The 21,057-nt window shown below is 45.1% G+C and carries 25 protein-coding genes and 1 pseudogene; 21 read left to right on the top strand and 5 right to left on the bottom strand.

All coding sequences use genetic code 11. From position 1 onward, the window contains the following. The first annotated feature begins 9 nt into the window (after positions 1-9). Entirely contained in the window at positions 10-573 is a 564-nt protein-coding gene (pth, locus tag HMPREF9441_RS09775) for an aminoacyl-tRNA hydrolase (protein ID WP_008620675.1), read from the top strand. Between the two features lie 8 nt (positions 574-581). Continuing rightward, positions 582-1,019, top strand: a complete 438-nt coding sequence (locus tag HMPREF9441_RS09770; RefSeq protein WP_008620674.1) for an RNA-binding S4 domain-containing protein — start codon at positions 582-584, stop codon at positions 1,017-1,019. Here the strand turns inward: HMPREF9441_RS09770 and HMPREF9441_RS09765 are convergent. Both HMPREF9441_RS09765 and pepT read right to left on the bottom strand, forming a co-directional pair. Next, entirely contained in the window at positions 1,016-3,265 is a 2,250-nt protein-coding gene (locus HMPREF9441_RS09765) for a cation:proton antiporter (protein ID WP_008620672.1), read from the bottom strand. The two genes, HMPREF9441_RS09770 and HMPREF9441_RS09765, sit on opposite strands and share 4 nt — an antisense overlap. Before the next feature lie 6 nt (positions 3,266-3,271). Then, positions 3,272-4,495 carry a peptidase T gene (gene pepT / locus HMPREF9441_RS09760; RefSeq protein ID WP_008620670.1) on the bottom strand — a complete coding sequence of 408 codons (1,224 nt, stop codon included), beginning with the start codon at positions 4,493-4,495 and terminating at the stop codon, positions 3,272-3,274. Positions 4,496-4,697: 202 nt separating this feature from the next. On the opposite strand from pepT, the gene HMPREF9441_RS09755 reads away from it, so the two are divergent. The 6 genes and pseudogenes from HMPREF9441_RS09755 (at position 4,698) to HMPREF9441_RS09730 (ending at position 12,329) form a co-directional block, all read left to right on the top strand. Beyond that, positions 4,698-8,747, top strand: coding sequence for a DUF5013 domain-containing protein (locus tag HMPREF9441_RS09755; RefSeq protein ID WP_008620668.1), 4,050 nt, complete (start codon positions 4,698-4,700; stop codon positions 8,745-8,747). Between the two features lie 144 nt (positions 8,748-8,891). After that, entirely contained in the window at positions 8,892-9,695 is an 804-nt protein-coding gene (locus tag HMPREF9441_RS09750; RefSeq protein WP_008620666.1) for a UDP-2,3-diacylglucosamine diphosphatase, read from the top strand. After that, a complete protein-coding gene (locus tag HMPREF9441_RS09745) occupies positions 9,692-10,849 on the top strand; it encodes a glycosyltransferase family protein (RefSeq protein WP_008620663.1) in 1,158 nt (385 codons plus the stop codon). Before HMPREF9441_RS09750 ends, HMPREF9441_RS09745 begins: the two co-directional genes overlap by 4 nt. A 506-nt stretch (positions 10,850-11,355) precedes the next feature. Beyond that, positions 11,356-11,695, top strand: a pseudogene (locus tag HMPREF9441_RS09740) (type II toxin-antitoxin system RelE/ParE family toxin). Continuing rightward, complete coding sequence (locus HMPREF9441_RS09735) at positions 11,676-11,981, top strand: helix-turn-helix transcriptional regulator (protein WP_008620651.1); 306 nt, start codon at positions 11,676-11,678, stop codon at positions 11,979-11,981. Before HMPREF9441_RS09740 ends, HMPREF9441_RS09735 begins: the two are co-directional and overlap by 20 nt. 156 nt (positions 11,982-12,137) lie before the next feature. Continuing rightward, a complete protein-coding gene (locus HMPREF9441_RS09730; protein ID WP_008620649.1) occupies positions 12,138-12,329 on the top strand; it encodes a DUF6722 family protein in 192 nt (63 codons plus the stop codon). A gap of 789 nt (positions 12,330-13,118) precedes the next feature. Here HMPREF9441_RS09730 and HMPREF9441_RS09725 read toward each other — a convergent pair. The 3 genes from HMPREF9441_RS09725 to HMPREF9441_RS09715 all read right to left on the bottom strand — a co-directional run bounded on the left by HMPREF9441_RS09725 (position 13,119) and on the right by HMPREF9441_RS09715 (position 14,610). Next, on the bottom strand, positions 13,119-13,799 hold the full coding sequence (locus tag HMPREF9441_RS09725) for a hypothetical protein (RefSeq protein WP_009388869.1): 681 nt from the start codon (positions 13,797-13,799) through the stop codon (positions 13,119-13,121). An 8-nt stretch (positions 13,800-13,807) separates the two neighbouring features. Next, a complete protein-coding gene (locus tag HMPREF9441_RS09720; protein WP_008620643.1) occupies positions 13,808-14,158 on the bottom strand; it encodes a DUF6864 domain-containing function in 351 nt (116 codons plus the stop codon). Positions 14,159-14,223: 65 nt separating this feature from the next. Then, positions 14,224-14,610, bottom strand: a complete 387-nt coding sequence (locus tag HMPREF9441_RS09715) for a hypothetical protein (RefSeq protein ID WP_008620642.1) — start codon at positions 14,608-14,610, stop codon at positions 14,224-14,226. Positions 14,611-14,748: 138 nt separating this feature from the next. Between HMPREF9441_RS09715 and HMPREF9441_RS17825 the strand changes: the two genes are divergently transcribed. The 13 genes from HMPREF9441_RS17825 (at position 14,749) to HMPREF9441_RS09655 (ending at position 20,917) form a co-directional block, all read left to right on the top strand. Further along, the gene (locus HMPREF9441_RS17825; protein ID WP_008620640.1) at positions 14,749-14,940 is read left to right on the top strand and encodes a hypothetical protein; all 192 of its coding nucleotides are present in this window, start codon (positions 14,749-14,751) and stop codon (positions 14,938-14,940) included. A gap of 46 nt (positions 14,941-14,986) precedes the next feature. Further along, the gene (locus HMPREF9441_RS09710) at positions 14,987-15,277 is read left to right on the top strand and encodes a helix-turn-helix domain-containing protein (protein WP_008620638.1); all 291 of its coding nucleotides are present in this window, start codon (positions 14,987-14,989) and stop codon (positions 15,275-15,277) included. Between the two features lie 2 nt (positions 15,278-15,279). Then, entirely contained in the window at positions 15,280-15,630 is a 351-nt protein-coding gene (locus HMPREF9441_RS09705) for a hypothetical protein (protein WP_244949724.1), read from the top strand. 317 nt (positions 15,631-15,947) lie between these two features. After that, positions 15,948-16,307, top strand: coding sequence for a hypothetical protein (locus HMPREF9441_RS18630; protein ID WP_172634936.1), 360 nt, complete (start codon positions 15,948-15,950; stop codon positions 16,305-16,307). A 531-nt stretch (positions 16,308-16,838) separates the two neighbouring features. Further along, entirely contained in the window at positions 16,839-17,057 is a 219-nt protein-coding gene (locus HMPREF9441_RS09695) for a hypothetical protein (protein ID WP_008620634.1), read from the top strand. A 17-nt stretch (positions 17,058-17,074) separates the two neighbouring features. Then, entirely contained in the window at positions 17,075-17,317 is a 243-nt protein-coding gene (locus HMPREF9441_RS09690; protein WP_008620632.1) for a hypothetical protein, read from the top strand. A gap of 7 nt (positions 17,318-17,324) precedes the next feature. After that, positions 17,325-17,624, top strand: a complete 300-nt coding sequence (locus HMPREF9441_RS09685; RefSeq protein WP_008620631.1) for a hypothetical protein — start codon at positions 17,325-17,327, stop codon at positions 17,622-17,624. A 20-nt stretch (positions 17,625-17,644) separates the two neighbouring features. Then, complete coding sequence (locus HMPREF9441_RS09680; protein WP_008620630.1) at positions 17,645-18,583, top strand: ATP-binding protein; 939 nt, start codon at positions 17,645-17,647, stop codon at positions 18,581-18,583. Next, on the top strand, positions 18,564-19,358 hold the full coding sequence (locus HMPREF9441_RS09675) for a hypothetical protein (RefSeq protein WP_008620629.1): 795 nt from the start codon (positions 18,564-18,566) through the stop codon (positions 19,356-19,358). Before HMPREF9441_RS09680 ends, HMPREF9441_RS09675 begins: the two co-directional genes overlap by 20 nt. Then, on the top strand, positions 19,351-19,791 hold the full coding sequence (locus tag HMPREF9441_RS09670) for a DUF3127 domain-containing protein (protein WP_008620628.1): 441 nt from the start codon (positions 19,351-19,353) through the stop codon (positions 19,789-19,791). Before HMPREF9441_RS09675 ends, HMPREF9441_RS09670 begins: the two co-directional genes overlap by 8 nt. Before the next feature lie 3 nt (positions 19,792-19,794). After that, positions 19,795-20,232 (top strand): hypothetical protein, encoded by a 438-nt coding sequence (locus HMPREF9441_RS09665; RefSeq protein WP_008620627.1) that lies wholly within the window; start codon positions 19,795-19,797, stop codon positions 20,230-20,232. Positions 20,233-20,234: 2 nt separating this feature from the next. After that, complete coding sequence (locus HMPREF9441_RS09660; protein ID WP_008620626.1) at positions 20,235-20,465, top strand: hypothetical protein; 231 nt, start codon at positions 20,235-20,237, stop codon at positions 20,463-20,465. Next, complete coding sequence (locus HMPREF9441_RS09655; protein WP_008620625.1) at positions 20,462-20,917, top strand: DUF4494 domain-containing protein; 456 nt, start codon at positions 20,462-20,464, stop codon at positions 20,915-20,917. Before HMPREF9441_RS09660 ends, HMPREF9441_RS09655 begins: the two co-directional genes overlap by 4 nt. Positions 20,918-21,057 lie beyond the last annotated feature (140 nt).

The following is a 21,057-nucleotide window of genomic DNA, read 5'->3' as shown; positions in this document are numbered from 1 at the left end:
AAACTGCGAATGAAATACTTAATTGTCGGTTTGGGCAATATCGGAAGCGAATATGCCGGAACCCGTCACAATATAGGTTTTAGAGTATTGGACGCCTTGGCTAAGGCGTCCAATCTTGTTTTTGAGGACAAACGCTACGGCGCTGTGGCTTCCCTCTCGCTGAAAGGGCAGCAACTGGTGCTTTTGAAACCGTCCACCTACATGAACTTGAGCGGAAACGCCGTCAGGTACTGGATGAACAAAGAGAACGTTCCTCTTGAACGTATCCTGGTGGTCGTAGACGATTTGGCTCTCCCGTTCGGTGCCCTGCGTATGAAACCAAGCGGAAGTGATGCCGGTCATAACGGATTGAAAAACATTGCCTCCGTCTTAGGTACACAGGCTTACGCCCGTCTGAGGTTCGGCATCGGTAACGATTTCCCCCGGGGCGGACAAATCGGCTTCGTACTGGGACAATTCACGGAAGAGGACTTGAAAACCATGGACGAACGGGTGGGACTGGCTTGCGAAATGATAAAAAGCTTCTGTCTGGCCGGTATCCAGATTACCATGAACCAATTCAACAAGAAGTAGAAGAACGTATGAATGAAGCGAGAATAGACAAGTGGCTGTGGGCCGCCCGCATCTTCAAGACACGTTCGATGGCCGCCGCAGCCTGCAAGAAAGGGCAGATTTCCATGAAGGGGGCGCAACTGAAACCTTCACGTACCGTCAAACCCGGCGATGTCATTGAAGTGCGCAAACCTCCTGTCACTTATTCTTTTAAGGTCAAGCAGACCATAGAAAAACGTGTCGGTGCCAAGCTGATTCCGGAAATACTGGAAAACGTCACTCCGCCGGAACAATACGAACTTCTGGAGATGAGCCGCCTGAGCGGCTTCATCGGCCGCGCCCGTGGAACCGGACGCCCTACGAAGAAAGACCGCCGGAGCTTGGAGGAGTTCACCACACCCGAATATTTGGACGACCTGTTGTTCGACTTCGATGTCGAGGACGAAGAAGGCGGGGAAGACGATTAAGGCTTACCGGAAAAAAGCCGGGACAGGGCTTCCTTCTCCCCTACCAGCCAAATGATGTCTCCGACACGGAAAACCCTTTCGGCCTCCGGCTTCTCCAATATGCCGTCGGGGGTCTCAATACCTACAATCATACAGTGGTACCGGTCGCGGATGCCACTGTTTTTTATTTTCACCCCTACGAATCCGGACACCTCGGTAATCAGGAACTGTTTCAACTGCATCTCACGGTCCTGATATTCCGCCTCTACAATGACCGTATTCGCTAATGCACCGGAAAAACGTTCTATCTGTTCGTCCGTACCTATCACCTGAATATGGTCGCGAGGATAAATACGGTCATTGCCGTTGGGAATATTCATATAGTGCGTTCCGCGAATAATGGAAACGACGTTGACCTCATAACGTTGCCCTAATTTTAAATCACCCAGTAAACGGCCTCCCCAAATAGACTCTTCCGGAACTTCAAAGTCTGCCAGATGCAAATCCTTAGACAGCAGCCGTTCGGCATAACCGGGCTGCACTTTACCATCGCGACGCGCCAGCATGTCCCGGCTATGCAGATTGTCCATAAAGACTTTCTCCATCCGGATGGAATTCCGACGCAACGGACTGGACAAGGAGATGCCCCCGACAATCAACAGGGCCAACAACAGCAACAAGGGGTCGGCAAACGGCACTAAAAAGCGAATGATATAAAAAATGAGCATACAGACCACCACCGCCCTTACAATAAGCGTAAAGACCAACGGCAAACGGTTGTAACGGCTTTCCTTCCACAAGGCCTGAAACAAAGACGAACGGCGGCCGCGTGCCATGATACCCCGCAAAAAAGGAGCGATGCAAAGCAGCGTGACGACTCCGCAAAGCGCATTCGCCCACCAATGGGGCAGTATCTCTCGGGTAAAGGGTAACAAAAAACGGAAAGACAGCGCAATGACCGTCACGGAAAGAATCGTGAAGACCACAATCTGCCTCAACATGGCGGAAATCAATTTCTTCCAATTTCCGGAATGACTCTGCACCACCGTGCCCGGCGTATAGCGTTCCAACCACGCCACCCAACCGTGGGGCAACACGCGGCACAACCAGCAATAAGCCGGACCGGAGGCTTTCAGCATATAAGGCGTAGTGAAAGTCGTCACTACGGAAACAGCTACCACAATAGGATAGAGGTAATGGCTCGTCACGCCGAGCGACATCCCCAAAGAAGCGATGATAAAAGCAAATTCCCCGATTTGCGACATACTGAAACCGCACTTCATCGCCTCTTTCAACGGCTGCCCGGCCAATACGAAACCGAACGTCCCGAAAAAAGCCTGCCCCACGATAATGGTCAAGGTCAAGGCCGCTATCGGCCAAGCATACTCAACCAATACTTCCGGGTCTACCAACATCCCCACAGACACGAAGAAGATGGCACCGAACAAATCCTTCACCGGAGCCACCAGCTTTTCTATCCGCTCGGCTTCTACCGTCTCGGCTAAGATGGAACCTACCACAAAGGCACCGAACGCCGCACTAAAACCCGACTCCACAGCCACCACGGCCATGACGAAGCAAAGCGCCAACGACACGATCAACAAGGTCTCGCTATTCAGGAACTTCCGGTTTTTCCTTAATATAATAGGTATGAGGTATAATCCGACTACAAACCAAAGTATCAGGAAAAAGCCCAAACGGAGCAATCCTTCTATCAGTTCCTCTCCTTCTATATTATGGCTCACGGCCAAAGTGGACAACATCACCATCAACACAATGGCCAGTATGTCCTCCAGTATCAGCACGCTGAGCACGACTCCCGCAAACTTCTTCTGCAAAACACCCAAGTCCTGAAAAGCCTTGTATATAATGGTAGTGGAGGACATGGCCAACATTCCGCCCAGATAGATACAATCCATGCTTTTCCATCCGAACAGATGCCCGACGGACGTGCCCAGAAACATCATGCAGAATATAATGGTAAGGGCGGCAATGACTGGTGCCGCCCCCATTTTGAGTATTTTCTTGAAACTGAACTCCAATCCCAACGTAAACAACAAGATTATGACACCGATTTGTGCCCAAATATCGATACTGCCCGAATCATGTACCGACGGGGTATAAATGAAATGAGGCCCCGCAATAAAACCCGCCACAATATACCCTAAGACTACCGGCTGCTTCAACCACTTGAATAAAAGGGAAACCACAGCGGCAATCAGCAAGATCAACGCCAAATCTTGAATCAACGTCGGAATCTGTTCCATTTTCTACTATCTTAAGGCCGTCAACTCTGCTATCTTCACAATGGTCATCATCGCCTTTTCCATACTTTGTACCGGAACAAACTCATGGCGCCCGTGAAAATTCAGTCCCCCGGCAAAGATGTTAGGGCACGGCAATCCTTTGAATGAAAGCTGCGCCCCGTCTGTTCCCCCACGAATCGCCTTCACCCGACATTCCACGCCGGATGCCTCGATGGCTTTCTTCGCAATGTCGATGATATGCATCACCGGCTCCACCTTCTCGCGCATGTTGTAATATTGGTCACGCACCTCGACCGTCACCGTACCCTCCCCGTTTTCCGCATTCAGTTCTTCCGCCAACTGCCGCACGAATGCCTTACGGTTTTCAAACTTCTGCCGGTCGTGGTCGCGTATGATATAAGACAAGACGGTTTCCTCCACCGTACCTTTCATACCCGTCAGGTGGTAGAAGCCTTCATAGCCTTCCGTGGTTTGCGGGGTTTCGTCCGAAGGCATTCTTCGGATGAACTCGGCCGCTGTCAGCATGGCATTCCGCATCTTGCCTTTGGCATATCCGGGATGCACGTTCAGCCCTCTCACCGTCACCTTGGCCGCCGCAGCGTTGAAATTCTCGAACTCCAGTTCACCGACTTCTCCGCCATCCATAGTATAAGCCCACTCGCAGCCGAACTTCTCCACATCAAAAAGATGCGCTCCCATACCGATTTCTTCATCGGGATTAAAGCCCACCCTGATTCGGCCACGCTTGATTTCCGGATGTTCCCGAAGGTAGACCATAGCCTGCATGATTTCCGCAATACCGGCTTTGTCGTCAGCTCCCAACAAGGTATAGCCGTCCGTGACAATCAAATCCTCTCCCACATGGTCCGACAATTCGGGAAATTGCTTCGGCGAGGTGACAATTCCCTCTTCAGCGCACAATACAATGTCCCCACCATCGTATTGCTCCACGATTCGCGGCTTCACATCCTTGCCCGAGTAATCCGGCGAAGTATCGATATGAGCTATAAAGCCGATTGTAGGCACTTCGCGTTCCGTGTTTGCAGGCAACGTGGCGTACAAATATCCATGTTCGTCCAACGACACCTCCTCAAGCCCTATCGCTTTCAATTCGTTCTCCAAATATCGCGCAAACACCATCTGCTTGTCAGTACTCGGACAACCTTCTCCTTCTTCACTCGACTGCGTGTCAAAACTCACGTATTTCAAAAATCGTTCTATCAGTTCCATAATTCATCATTCGTTTAATCTAAGTCGTAAAATTAATCAATCCTACAGTTTTTCGCAATAAAGGACTACTTTTTTGTCCTTTTTTTATGTTATAAAACATGATAAGGCGATTTTCTCTAAAATAAATAGATTTATTTTTTGTGCACGCACACTTTTATTGTATATTTGACACCAAATAATTGACCTCATCAATAATGAAACCATGAAAGGAACTGTATTAGGATTTTACAGCATGTTACTCGGTTGTGCGGCTACATACGGACAACAAGATATCACATCCATTTATTTGGCCAATCCCTCTTTCGAAGAGGACGCAACGGCGTGTACACAGGATTCCCCCAACGCGATTTATGAAGGCGACGAAGGACTGCGGGGATGGAACCTGTCGCCCAAAGGATGGCAAACCACCAGTCCTGGAAAAGCACTTCTCATCAACAAGGAATGTGCCACGGACAACGGTTTCGGCAAAACGGAAGCAGCCGACGGAGAATTTGCCTACTACCAACGTTTCGGTTGGGGCAGTGCAAATTCGGAAATGCGGCAAACCACATCCACACCCTTGCCGGCCGGAGAATACGAACTAAAATTCTTCAGTAAGGCTTTTGCCGCCAACAATGCCGCGACCAGTGCGACCGTCACTGTCAGCGACGAAGCATTGAAATCGCTGGATAAACTGACGATAATCTGCACGAACGGAAGCGCAGGCATCATGGGAACTTCCTCATGGACGGAAAATTCCCTAAAATTCAAACTGGAGGAAGAATCCGCCATTACTCTGTCGGCACAAATGAGTTGGGGCAACGGCGGAAGCTGCATCGCATACGACCATTTTACGCTGACGCAACTGCCGGAGGGCAGCCTCGACCCCAACGCACCGAGTATTGAAGGCGGCACGGAAGACCAAGTGTCCTCCCCCACCGAAGGTGTCATATCCCATGAATTCGTGGAAGAATCTGCCATGCAGCAGGATCTGTTGCAAATGTTAGCCAACTCTCTGACATACGCCCATAATATATGGTACGACTGCGCGACACCCAACAGTAAAGGGGAAACTTGCGGGTATTTCAAGGCGAACAGTGCCGGACAAAGCAACGAGGACGGAGTGCGCACAAATGCCGACTTTTCCATGATTTGCGCTTTCCTTTGTAAATATGGCAAAGGTAAAGTCACCCTTCCGGAAGGCGTCACTTGGGACATGGTGAAGGACATGGCCATGAAGTCGCTCGTCTTCGGTTATTCCACCCATAAAGCCAATAAATTCAAAATTACTTCGGACAACAAATATTGGGGTTCCGTCAGCAATGCCGACCACGTATGGGAAAGTTCGCTTTGGGCCACGTCATTGGCATACGCCTCTTATTTCCTGAACGAAGAATTGGACGAGAGCCAAAAGACTTATATTTACAACATGATCAAGGCGGAATGCAATTACGAACTGGAGCGCAGCATTCCCACGGGGTACAACGGCGATACGAAAGCCGAAGAAAACGGTTGGGAAACCAACATCTTGTCCTGTGCTTTGGGGCTATACCCCGACGATGCACTGGCCCCCAAATGGTTCGACCGCCTGCGTGCGTTTGCCATCAATTGCTATTCGCACGTCGATGACGCCCAAAACACTACGGTCATCGACCCCGAATATGACGAGACCACCGTACAAGACCTGTACATCGGCAAAAACCTGTATGACGACTATACATTGCAAAACCACAATTACTTCCATACTTCTTACCAGAATGTCGTGATGCAGGAGCTGGGCGAATCCCATCTGGCTCTCCATCTGTTCCAGGGAGGAAACCCGAAATGGAAGACCAACGCCTTGATGCACAACAACCAGAAAGTCATGGACGAAGTGCTCTGCCGTCTGGCGTTGGCCGATGGAGAACTGGCTATGCCGAACGGCAACGACTGGAGCATGTTCCTCTACGACCAAATCACCAGCTACACCACGGCTGCCTGTTTCCTGCGTGACCCGAATGCCCTGATGCTGGAAAATCTGGCTTACAAACATATCAAGGCCCGCCAGAGCACGACACAGGACGGAAGCTGGTTGCTCAACAGCGACATCGGCCCACGACGTATGGGTGTGGAAGGACATCGCGTCATGATGACTTACCTAATGCATGAACTGGCTTCTACGGCCGACATACAGGCCACATCCTGGAAAGACTTCAGCCAATCGCAGGAACAAGCCTACATCTTCACCCCGCAAAACATAGTACGGGCCAATACGCCCGACCGTTTCAGCGTATTCTCGTGGAGCAACGGACTGAAGAGCTATACCGGATATATCGCGTCCAACAAACCTGACAAAAACAAAATCATCGTGCCCTATAAGAAGAACAACACGGGAAACATCCTGGGTTGGTACACCGTAAGCGGCAAGGCCACAGATGCCTCGCCCGTCATCAGCGGCATCTACGACCTGAACGGGAACAGTTACACCATGAACGGCAAGTTGATGACCAACGGGAACAGTCTGGAAAACAACTTCACTCTCTTCTCCACTCCGGGCAATGCTTTCATCTACATGGATTACGTGGTGGGCAAAACCAATGGAACCATTACCGAAGAGAAAGGCGGTCTGATGGCCATCAGCACCGATCCGTTCACAAAAGAGAAACGTACACTCTACCATAGCAAAGGACGCCTGCAAACCGATGGCAGCCAGTTGAAATCATTCATGGGAAATTGGGTCAATATCGACAATGAGGTAGGAATCGTGAACACGACCACCGACAAGTCCATCGCCTTCGGAGACCGTGAACTGAACAGTTCCATCTTCCTGTCCAAGATTTATCCGGTTTACTCGGCCGACGGACGTAGCTTCAGCAACGGAAGCATCGTAGACCGCCGACACATTATATATTATAGTAATGTGGACTCAGCCGACACGGAACAGTTGGCCGCTGACGTACTGTCCCTGACGGCACAAGTAGCCGAAGGTTGGAACGGCGTCATCGTCAGCGACCCTGACAGTGCGCGTTATCTACTGTTGAGCAACTATCTCGGAGAAACGGCCTGCACCCTGAAAGACATCCTTTTGCCAGACGGAGCACCGGTCTTCACGGAAATGACTGCCGTCAACGGGCAAGGCGCCACGGCCACATTCCGCTGCGACGTGAACCACAGCGTGGCCAATACGCTCCGTGTATTCATCCAAGGCGACGGACTTTCCGCCCGACAGATGGAAAACGACTCTTGCGGTGCCTACCTCTATAATTATAGCGGACAAAAGCAACAAGCCCAAGTCACGATTTGGGCTGACGGGAATAAACTGACCGCACCGGTCACTGTGGAACATGAATCTTGTGTATCCGTCAAAGCTGTCGGAAACGAAATCCTCATCGAAACCGTAGACCTCAAAGAAGAACAGGAGGAGTTTTTCGATGTCACCGCACAGTTTCTCTCCAATCCCGGTTTTGAAGAAGACCAGACCTATGGAACGGAAAGCAAAGTGACATTGAACGGAGTGGTCTACGATCCTTGCTACATTAATACGGTCAAAGCTGCCGACAGCAAATGGCCGCAAGTCCTGCCCATCCAAGGTTGGACACCCGGCAACGGATTGAAAGGCGGCTCCAACTTCGCCGTACTGTATTCCATGCCTTACAGCACCACCATGTATTGCGTATCTCCGTCCAACGTGGGCAATTCGGCCAGTATCATGGCGGCTCCTGCCACGGATGATGCCTGCGGCAAACGCTGCCTGAGCATCCTGAACTCCTGGGACAGCGGCAATAACAGCATCTCGCAAACCTTCACCTTGCCCAAAGGCGAATACAAATTGAGTTTTCTGGCACAATACGTGTGCGCCAACGAAATGCGGCACATCAACGATTACACCATCGCCACGACCGGCGACAACCTCAATTATTCCCGTTGCGGCATCCGTTTCGGCGACACGGAAATATACAAATATCCCCGGTTAGCCAACCATTGGGAAACTGTGGAATGCCCTTTTTCGCTTGAGACGGAAACGCAGGTGACCGTCAGCATGGGACTCGAAACCACAGCCGGAGTAGGAGCTGCCTACAACACCCGCCTATACATCGATCAGGTAAAACTATACAGCAAAGACGAAATCATAAACGACGTATCGGGAATCCTCGGTGAAGCGGATACAGAAAATGTCGATGTGTACAACCTGCAAGGCATGAAATTGCGTAGCAATGTCCCCGCCAAGCAAGCCACAAGGGGATTGTCTAAAGGCATTTACATCGTAGGACATAAAAAGACTATCCAACATTAACCTCAATATTCAACTGTTCGAAAGAGAGACTCGTTCCCGACGGAATAAGTCTCTTTTCGCTTTGTTACCGTATTCTCACCGAAAAGAAACCGGGTTGTCATATCCCACGCCTAACTTTGTAGCGTCCTAAAAAAACAGAAGCACATGGAACAAAGAAGGCATTACCGCACGCTCGTGCTCTCCGACATTCATTTGGGTACCTCGCATTCCAAAACAGAAGAAGTCAGCCATTTCCTGAGCCACGTCAATTGCGACCGCCTGATTCTCAACGGCGACATCATAGACGGATGGCATCTGAAAAAAGGCGGTACGAGAAAATGGCAGCCCCGACACACCCGTTTCTTTAAAGTACTGATGAAAATGATGGAACGCCAAGGCACCGAAATCATCTACGTCCGCAGGAACCACGACGATTTTCTGGACAATCTGACTCCTCTCACGTTCGCCAACCTCCGCATCGTGAAAGACTATGAACTGGAAAGCGGCGGCAAACGTTACTTCGTCACTCACGGTGATATATTCGACCGGGTCACGACACAAATGAAATGGCTCGCCCTGTTGGGTGACCTCGGCTATACTCTCCTGTTGGCTTTCAACAGTTTCTACAACCGTTACCGCGTACGACACGGCAAACCTTATTATTCGCTTTCGCAGCATGTAAAACAAAAAGTGAAGTCCGCCGTCAACTATATTTCGGACTTCGAACACACCTTGGCCGAATTTGCCCGTGCCCGCAAATACGACGGAATCATTTGCGGACACATCCATCATCCGGATAATACCGAATACGAAGGCATACATTACCTCAATTCCGGCGACTGGGTGGAGACCCTTTCCGCACTGGCCGAAGATGAAGACGGACATTGGAACATCATTTTCTATACGGACATCGCCGACAGCCTCCCGCAAGACACACCGGCCACCAATTTACTGACCATAGCCTCATGAAATTCCTGTTTATCGTGCAAGGAGAAGGAAGGGGGCACCTGACGCAAGCTCTCACACTCGAAGAACATCTGCTACGCGAAGGGCACGAGGTCGTAGAAGTACTTGTCGGCAAGAGCCGTAACCGGGAACTACCAACATTTTTTCGGCAAAAACTCAAAGCTCCCCTCAGTCGTTTCGAGAGTCCGAACTTCCTGCCTACCCCTGCCAACCGCAAAAACAACCTGACGGGAAGCATACTTTATAATATCGTGCGCTTGCCGGCATTCTCCCGAAGCATCCTGTTCATCCGCCAACGCATCAAAGCCTCCGGCGCGGACATCGTGGTCAACTTTTACGAACTGCTGACCGGGCTGACCTACCTGTTCTGTCGTCCCGAAACCCGACAGATATGTATCGGACACCAATATCTTTTCCTCCACAAAGACTTTCGTTTTCCTCGGGTAAACCGTACTCAACTCGGACTTCTGAAAATGTTCACACGGCTTACGGCTATCGGTTCAGACCGTATGCTGGCTCTTTCTTTCAGCAGGATGGCCGATGATAAAAAGCAACGTATCTACGTCGTCCCCCCTCTCTTGCGCAAAGAAGTTCTGCAACAAACGGTATCCGAAGGCCGTTACATCCATGGTTACATGGTGAATTCCGGATTCTCGTCCCAAGTCATGGCCTGGCATAAAGCGTATCCCCACATTCCTCTTCGTTTCTTTTGGGACCGCAAAAACGAAACGGAAGTCTGCCACATCGACGACACGCTGAGTTTCTATCCATTAGACGACCACGCCTTCCTGAAACAAATGAGCGGATGTCGTGCCTATGCCAGTACCGCCGGATTCGAATCTATCTGCGAAGCTATTTACATGGGCAAGCCTGTCTTGATGGTTCCAGCGCATATAGAACAGGAATGCAATGCCTACGATGCCATGTGTGCTGGAGCTGGTATTATCTCCACCAGTTTCTCTTTGGACCGTTTATTAGAATTCAGTTCGACCTTCCACCCCAACCGTACATTCATTTTCTGGGCCCATAATGTCAACTTACTTATCGAACATCTCATCCGGGAGCCGGAACCCACCCCCCAGTCCTTATATACAGAGAAAATACTACAACTTTTCAGGCGTTACAAACCGGTTTTCTATAAATACCTAAACACCTAAACTCGTCCTTCAGGTCAAACAAAAACAAGCAGGCATCAAAAAAACACAAAATACTATCTATCAGGGAGAAAAAAATATATCTCTTAGTAAGAGAGCAATGGGGATTTCCATTGCGCTAATTTATAGAGATTTATGTTTTCGGATGGAACGATTTCATCAACATTTGGAAGCGTTTGCGAACGAAAAAAAACAATCCTATATTTTGCAGGTTCGCTGATTTTGCTTAATTTTGTCGGTGAAGAAGGTTTTTTATTCCACTTGTATATCTCTTACTAAGAGAGCAATCATGCAAGCGAGCATGAACGGAATAAGAATTGTTTTTCATTATTGAAATTAGGTTAATGTAAAGGTAGCTGTCTTGTGAAAGACGGCTATCTTTTTTTAGTCTGAACCCGTTGGAAAGCAGAAAACGAAAACATACAAAAATCCCCAAATACAAAACACATAAAAAGGCTCGGGCTTTTTTGTGCCTTAAAAGTTGTATCATATTGAAACTTCTACTATCTTTGCTATATAAACATAAAATCATAACATACGGCGGATATTTTGAGAGATTCATCTCCACTTTGACGGATAAAGAACTGAAAAAGTTGGATTATATTATCTCTTTGCTTGAAATAGAAGATAAGTTGCCCGTAAAGTTCATAAAATTCTTGCGTGACGGATTATATGAATTACGTATGGAATATAGCAGTAATATTTATCGGGTATTCTTCATCTTCGACGAAGGCCAAAATAGTTGTCCTCTTCAATGGATTTCAGAAGAAGACACTGAAAACACCACAATCAGAAATTGAAAAGGCATTAAAAATAAAGGAGGCATATTATGGAGACAAACAATCATAAAACAAGTGATTACAGTGCGGTTCTTGAACAAAGATACGGAAAACTGGGAACCACAGAACGAACTAAGTTCGATGAAGAAGCATACGCTTTCTACACCAGCCAAATACTCCTTAACGCAAGGAAAGAAGCCCAAATGACACAGTCGGAACTTGCCGAACGTATAAATGCCACAAAGTCCTACATATCACGGATCGAAAAAGAAATGATTACGCCAAGCGTATCTACTTTTTACAGAATAATAAATGCACTTGGAATGAGAGTTGAGATAGTCAAACCTTTCATGTGAGAAAACATGTATTTAACAGACTCTTTGATAAACCCAAAGAGAAATTATACATTGTCCTCATTGTGAGAAAAGTTTTAATATTAGTATAAGGTTGACAGACGAGCAAAAGGAGGTGAAAACATTGCAAGGGATTGAATAAAATGTTATATTTGCGGTATGTGGAAAGAGAAATTAGGCGCATATCTTATTGATGTGTCAAAATATGTGTTGACGGGTGTAGTAATTGCATCCTTGTTTAAGGACTTAGGCGAAAGCAAGATGTTAATCTATGGGCTTGGCTTGTTGGTGGCTTGTTCCACCCTCTTAGCCGGGTTGGTATTAAGTAATAAAAAGGAGGAGGAAAAATAATGGAAGCCATTTTTGTATTGTCTGCGATAGGTTTGCCTTGCGTGGTGTTCTTGATTTGGTGCCTTACCCCATCGGGCAAACGGTGGTTAAAGGCCAACCACATGATTTAACAGTAACACGGGCTATCAGCTCTCAAAGGTTTACGGGTGGCGGTTTGGCCATCCGTTTTTTCATGGCAAAATCCCATCCTATCTAAAGGAGATTTCCTCTATTTGAATTTAACAAGAACGGGCATCTGAAAGAATACCAATCCCTCTATCTATTGAAACGCCCAAAAAGGTGGATTATTCGAGTTGGTAGGTAGAACGCAGGCAAAATTCACAAACAAAAATCCCTAAGTATTTATTAATTATATACTTAGGGATTTTTCTCGTGACCCCGGAGGGATTCTAACCCTCGACCTTCAGAACCGGAATCTAAGAGGAGATATTTGCTAACTACTTATTTTTGATTTATTTATATTTATTTTATTGCGATAAGGGAAAACAATAGGTAAACAATTTGCAAAACTATTCCTTAAACGCTCTGCCTATCCTCTCACCTGTTACCCATCCATCTCTGAATCAGAGTTCAAATATTCCGGCCGTGAGGCTCTGATATAAAATCAAGAATTAATTGACAACAGAAGGCGTACCGAAACGATGCGCCTTTTTATTATATTCAACATTGGATTGGGAAAAGACGCTGCTTTAATAATGTACCTTATTTCCATATCTTTATTTGGTGGATGGGGTGTCAACTATGATTTTGTATGAGAGGAATCAGGGTTATAGTCGCTCGTGATTCTACTTATCTCTTTGTTTGCTGATGTTTTTTAGTGCTTACCGTTTTACCGCTTTTCGTTTCAGAATTGTGGTTTTGGGAATTTGTTTGTTGTGTATCTATTTTGACAGGATTTATATCAATTTTATTGAGACTTATAGATGATTTTTTTACGAAGTCGTTGTATAAATCAAATATTTCGTCGGTTAAAGGAATTTCTTTTATAAGTTCTCTTACTTCTTTTAATCTATCTACTTGATATTGTTCCATTTGTGCGCTGAATCCTAATAAATCCTTGCATTTGCATATAATATCATTAGAAGTGTCTCTTTTTTTGCATTTTATTGAAATGTTTATCATGTAAATATGAGTGTCTATCAATAAATTCCATTTTTTTGTATCTCTAAAATCAGTCCATAGCACCTTTAATGTATTATACTGGTTTTCATAATAGTCCTTCATTATCCCTTTTTTCGCGCTGCTTTGAATTTTTTTCACGTTTTTCTCTATCTTTTTATCGATAGAAATTATATTAAAAATCTGCCACGCCATCAATATTGTAATTATTAATCCTAAACATGCACATACCCATCCATAAAACCCATTAGGGTCATATTCTACTTTCCCTATTCTTGCGTTTGCAATTGCTATTGCAGAAATAGATAATAATATTGAAGCTATATTTAATACCGTATTTATACAATTCATAGATTTAACTATTTAGATAACAAAAGTGTATAATAGAAAATCGAACATATTTCATCAAGCTGTGAAATGTTAAAAACAATATATAAATCTCTTCCTTTCAATTTACCGATTTTTAAAGGAGTTTGAGAATTTAGATAGCCTTTTACAGGTACATTTTTCACTTCTATAATTAATGTATTATCATTCGGCTTTGTATAAGCCGATGCTTCCTTGCCATCATTGATGAAAATAAATCTAATTTCAATTATATCCACGTTTATAGAGAAAGGAGTTCCATTGCTTATTACAGCCATATTACTAAATAGGACCTCATAATCACCCAAACACTCTTTTATTTCTATTCCGTTTAATCCGACCATAATGTTATAGTTATATTTGCATTTATTTAAATTTAATAGAAACCTATTTAGTTGTTGCTTTTGTATTACTTACTTAATACCTGAATAACCTTGTCTTTCAATCCCATTTTGATAAATTCATCATCATCAACATCAAGCTCAACGACAACTTTAGTCGAACCTCTCTTCCCTAAACGAAGAAGTTCTATTTCCTTTTTCAATTTATTAATTTCCTGATACGCAATATTAAGTTCGTTTGTTATATCTTCATTTGATGATATTGATTCCTCATCAAAGAAATATCCAACAGGCACTTTATAAAAAGAAGCTATCTTTTGTAACAAGTCTACTTTGCATATACTACCTTTATATATAATATTATACATAGTTTGATAGGTGGTTCCAATTTTTTGAGAATCAGCATATTTATCATCGCTTTTCTCAAATAAAACCTTCAATTTCTCCGTATTCATATCAAATATACTTTATAAATAATGTTAATAGCGTGTATCTTATATAAAGCAAACTTGTTCAATTATAAAACATACTTTATATTTGCACTATAAAGTTATAAATAAAGCACAAATAATAAGTATCATAAAGAAATAAATATGGAAAAAGAAGTAGAAAAAAAGCCGATTGGGCCGACATTGAAGAGAATGCAAGTAGGGGATAAGGAAGCATTCCCACTTTGGAGAGCATTATCTGTACGCTCTACTATCGGTCAGATACAAACAGTGACGGATATGCGGTTTTCCACACGTTCGGAGTATCCGAACTTTATTGTAACACGTAACCAGTAAGGATATGGTAATGTATAATAGATTCTAAAAATGCAAGGAAGGATTTATGAACATACAAGAATTGATAGCCAACGGCCAAAATGTGACAATATCCGTCACGCCTGCCGACCTGAAGGAGTTTGCCCTGACGGTGGCCGAAGAGGTCAAATCCCTGTTGGCCAAAGAGGGCAAGCCGGACAAAAGGCTGACACCCAAAGAAGCCGCGCAACAATTAGGCGTAACGTTATCGACTTTGTGGAGATGGGATAAGGAAAGTTACTTGTCTCCAGCCGGACGTATCGGGCGAAAGCCATATTACTTGCAAGCCAGATTGATACAATCAAATAAAAGGATATGATTATGAAAGACGTAGAATTGAAAAGCCTTTTGGCCACGATAGAAGATGCTTTGGTAAACGAGTTCGACCATCGCAAACGCTCATCTTCCATTTGCATGAGCGGTGAGACGTGCGACCTTGAAGTATCATACGATGCTTTGACGGGCAAGGTGGAAGCCATGATATACGGTGATGATGTCCGCAAGTCTTACCCAAACGTCCAAAAGCTGATAGAGGATTCAATAAGCACCGAAAAAATAGACAATGAAGTGTACCTCGAAGAGATGCGGGATGATGAAGAATACGAGGCCGTAATGGACAACCGTATGGCCTTAGACCGCGCATACGGTTACGGATACGGGATATATTGGTGATGGGATGAAGCCGGGGTTCGATTCCCCGGCCACCAGCAAGACAATAGTTCTTTGACATATTGTGAACATCAGCCATGCCGGAATGTTGGCGAGCGGAAACGCGGAGAAACCACCCAAGCGGAAGGCTGAAAGAGAAAGCGGACAGCGGGATTTCACCTTATCCCATCAAGTATATCGCATTGGGGCGCGAGCACGCTACCGCCGAAACTCATGATACATATAATCCACCGCAAAAGGCGTGATGCCGTCAATCGAATTGGCGCGGTGGAACATAACAAACCATTAAGTTCACAGCAACAGATTATAAAGTTTGCGTAATGAAACGGAATAACTATCGTCAGAGGTATAAAAAAGATGGGAGAACAAATCTTCAAGGGAATCCCACTTGCGCATGTCCCCAAAATGGAGGATTATCTTCCAAAGATGATTGTTCTCTTCAAAAAACGGAAGAATTGTCGCGGATAGATTTGAGTAAATTTCCCGTTGGTACACGGGTTGTTCGAGTGTCGCCATATTTGACCTTAGATATTCCCGACAGTTTTTTTGAGCAGAACCAAGGTTCGCATGAAGACAGAGGATTACATAATCTTTATACGAAAGAAGGCTATCTATCCGAAGAACATCGCAAAGAACAATTAGCCTTTTTAAATGGGCGATCGCCGAAAGGTCGCAAATAGCTTCCTCAAACCATATCATCCCTGATATATCACCGGACATTGTGCCGTTAATCAGGTGGTGGCAGTACTCATGAGAGAATTGGTAAACCCAACGCCACCAGTCGTCACCACTTACATGTAAGCATATCTTATGGCCAATTTGACCATTATCATATATGGTAGGGCATTCATCCTTGTATGATATTATGCAATCACTTGTATGGAATACATCATTTCCTATCCAATTTGAGAAATCAATTTGGACTTGTTGTAATAGGCGGTAGACAATATCCTTGTTGTAGTTGCCAAAACGAGGGTCTTCCGCAACGTATAAATTTGTTGAAATTCTATTTGTAATCATAAGTTTTAAATGTGACGCTGCAAATATAGAATAATCCCGGCGTACTTCCAATATCAAAGTAAGTTTTAAGTGTGACGATTTTTCTTTTACTTCATTGGAAGTGCGCCTTTTTCAGATACATCCCCTCCCGTAAGATTCGGGGTAACAACCGGTTTAAGCCGTTGAGGGGAACATGAACCAAAACAAACAATATGAAAACATTAAGAAACATTGGAATTGCCACATTGTTTATAGTGGCATTGGGATTGGCTGGACACGCTGACCGGACAAACGAGATAGTAAACAGCCTGAATCCGCATGTTTATGAACTCATCAAAGGTTTGGGGCATGACACGGACAGCGAGATAGCCAAAGAATACATGGCTCACAAAGAGTATTATGACACATTGTCAGATAAAAATTTATGGTAAATGAAAGGAGGTAAAATATGATAAAGGAAATAGTGATAGATGAAAATTATACTCATGTTGGCTTATTTGATAGCATGAAGAAGGGGGATGTGTACAAAGTACCGTTCGAGAAAAAAAGATATAATGGAATCAGGGCAGAATCAAGCCGTAGAAATAATAAGGGACGGCTTCTGGATGAACTAAAAACAGCAATGGATGTGAAGTTTAGGGTTTCTGCAAAAGAATATCCCGGTTATATCTCTATTATATGTATAAAGTGAAATTATTATGGATATTCAAGAACTAAATACTGTCATAGCAGACTTTGTTCAAGTGGGCTATATGCAGGCCGTCAAGGCGTATGAGCCACCGCAAGACTTTGTCCGAGTATCCGAAGTAAAACAGTGGCTAAAAATGATGCGGATAGACATCAAGCGTTTTAACCGTTTGGTTTCGGAAGGTGTGATTCGGGCTACAAGGAAAGGAACTGGACGAAACTCTCCGCTTTACTATTCAAAAGCTGAAATAAAACAAGCACTTTCTATGGCGAATATAGCCGGGATTGTAGCGAGGGGAACAATAAAATAATTCTTTTAAAACAAAATATTATGAGCTTGATTAAGAAATCCAATGAATTAGTTATCCCATCAATCGTAAAGATTATGATTTACGGTCAAGCCGGTATGGGAAAGAGTACGTTAGCTTTGAGTGCACCGAAACCGTTGTTGCTTGATTTCGACAACGGTGTAAAACGCGTGAACATGGCGCATCTTGACGGTGTGGACATCGTTCAGATAACCTCTTGGCAGGACGTTCAACAAGTATTGCAAGAAAACCTCTCCGATTATCAGACTATCGTGGTTGATACCATCGGTAAGATGATGGACTTCATCATCACTTACAAATGTGGTACAAGACAGCCACAAATCAAGGACTGGGGAGGTATCAATGCCGAATTTTCATGGCTAACCCGTACACTTTCCTCTTTGAACAAGAATGTGGTATTCGTAGCTCACCGGGACACGCGCAAGGAGGGAGACGATACGGTTTTCATCCCGGCATTGCGTGAGAAGTCCTACAACTCCATCGTGACGGAACTTGACCTTTTGGGATATTTGGAGATGCGCAATGAGAACGGCATACAGAAGCGTACAATCACTTTCGATCCTACATCAAGGAATGATGGAAAGAACACCTGCAACTTGCCGGGCATCATGTTCGTGCCTAATATCCTTGACAAGGACAGCAACCCAACGGTAAAGAACGACTTCATTACCACCCGGGTAATCTCTCCCTATCTTGGCATGTTGCAAAAGAAAAAGGAAATGCAGGAAGAATATGAGAAACTGATTGCGGAAATCAAAGATTCAATAGAACGGGAAGTGACTGATGCCAAGTCGGCCAACGAATTTGCATCCAAGATAAAGGACTTCAAACATGTTGGCAGTTCATTGGAAATGACAAGAAACATATTTTCGGCCAAGGTGAAAGCCCTTGGGTTGGTATATGACAAAGAGACCAAGACTTATGCAGACAAGGCAGCTTGACTTTAAGTTCTATGCAACGCTTCTCGATGCCTTCACGGGGTATCTGAAAAGCGACGCGATATATGAAAGGTATTGGGGATTCAGCGAGAATCCCCCGCATACCCCCGAAGAGTTCAGGGAAAAGCAATTCCAAAGCCTGATAGACACGATAAACCGTGTCCCGTTCGACAGTGAAGCAGCCGACAAGGGGACGGCTTTCAATGAAGCCGTCGATTGCCTGATTGAAAATCGCCCTCCGGTTGGAATGCAGTTTATCAAAGTGTATGAGGGTGGAAAGATAGCGTGCAGCTCTTTCAAACCGGGCAAGGAAGAAAAAGTAGTGGAACTTATGGCAGCTTACAACAGCCGCGCTTTTCTGTTCCCCATGCCTTTATTGAAAGAGTTCGCCAATTATTACAAAGGCGCACTTACGCAGCAATTCGTACAGGCCGTTTTACCTACGTGCTTCGGCAATGTACTTCTATATGGCTATATAGACGAACTGATGCCCATGTCCATACACGACATCAAAACCACAGGGAGTTATTATGTAGGCAAGTTCAAAGACCACTGGCAGCATGTTGTCTATCCGTATTGCCTGATGCAGAATGGTAGCGATGTAAGGCAGTTCGAGTATAACGTGACCGATTTCAGGCAAACCTACACTGAAAGCTACACATTCGTTCCGGAACGTGATATTCCCATCCTCACGTCACATTGCGAGGAACTAATCCGGTTCCTGAATGACAACAGAGATTTGATAACTAATAAAAAAATATTCGCAGAAGATGAGTAACCAAATAACAGGACGGCTGACCTGGTTCGGCCAAACCGTCCAAATCCCATCCAAGAATGGAGGCAACCCGTTTTTAAAGCGTGAGTTCTTACTCGATGCAACTATACACGATCCTTATACTGGCGAGCGAAGTCAATATGAAAACATTCTACTTCTTGAAGTTTCCGGCGAGAAATGCGCTGAACTTGATAACTTTAGAGTTGGTGATGTAATCACGGTTTCTTTTGCTTTGCAAGGTAGAGAATGGACGAATCAAGACGGACAAACAAAGCGTATGGTTTCCATACGATGTTATAAACTGGAAGCGAGAAAACCGGTACAACAACCGGCACAACCTTTCCAACAGCCAACGTCACAACCGGGCACCGACATGCAACAGTTTCCTCCACAAGTGGATGATAACGGGAATCCTAAAGACGACCTTCCTTTTTAATCTATGAGGTACGACGGTTCCAATGAACTTCATGCCCGGCAGGCGAGGGCAAAATTAGAAAAGCTCATCAAAGACAAAAAGATATTTGACTTGACTGAAAAGAAGCCCCAAAGAAGCATTCAGGCCAACAAATACCTTCACGTCTGCCTTTCATACTTCGGATGCCAAATCGGCGAAACCATGGAGTATGTGAAGAGGAACTACTACAAGATACTTTGTAACCCCGATACTTTCATAAGGGAGAGGGAAGACAAATACCTTGGCCGTGTGAAATACCTGCGAAGTTCCTCCGAATTGGACAGTTCGGAATTTTCCCTTACGGTAGACCGTTTCCGTAACTGGTGTTCATCAAATGCCGGTGTCTATATCCCAAGCCCTGATGAAGAAAGGTTGATACAATTAATGGAATTAGAGATAGAACGTAATAAAGAATTTATTTAATTATGAATGAAAGTAACATATCACGAGACCACATCGCGCTTGAAGCGATGAAAATAATACTGGATAAAAGCATAAAACAACGTATCACTCCCGTCCAACGCATCAGGAAATTGGCAGGGCTGAGATACGAAGTTCGCTCTTTTTTCATACACAATCCCGGCAACGTGGCCGAGTCGGCTTATGAAATCGCCGATGCGATGATAGCCGAAAGGGAGAAAGGAGGCAAGCAATGAACGAATGGTTTGAATGCAGCGTCAGATATGAAAAGACGCTTGAAAACGGAATGCAGAAATATGTGAATGAGCCTTACTTGGTGGAAGCCATCAGCTTCACCGAAGCCGAACAGCGGTTTATCGAAGATATACAGCCGTTCATGGCCGGTGAATACGAAGTCAAGGCCGTGGCCAAACGGAAAATCAGCGAGCTTTTTGAAGACGACAAGGAGCTTGCCGACAAATGGTTTAAATGCAAGGTCGCATTCGTCACGTTGGATGAAAGGAGTGGCATTGAAAAGCGTAAAATGCAAACCATGATGGTACAAGCCTCCGGCTTGTGGGATGCCGTGAAGCGTTTGGACAAAGTGATGGGATGTACCATGGCCGACTACGAGATTGCATCTGTCAGCGAGACGGCCATCATGGACGTGTTCCACTACAAGGAGACGGAGGCATCCCATGGAGAATGATTTCATTCCAGATTGGTGGATACCGGAATAAATAGAAAACACAAAACGAATTAAAAAAAATATGGAAAAGAATGATATTTTGAATAGCGATTGTGATGTCCGCAGTAGTGCCGCAGGAAACCCGAACACGCCTGTCGGCA

Origin of the sequence: Paraprevotella clara YIT 11840, from assembly GCF_000233955.1 — a bacterium.
Lineage (GTDB): Bacteria > Bacteroidota > Bacteroidia > Bacteroidales > Bacteroidaceae > Paraprevotella > Paraprevotella clara.
This window is presented reverse-complemented; position numbering and strand designations above follow the sequence as displayed.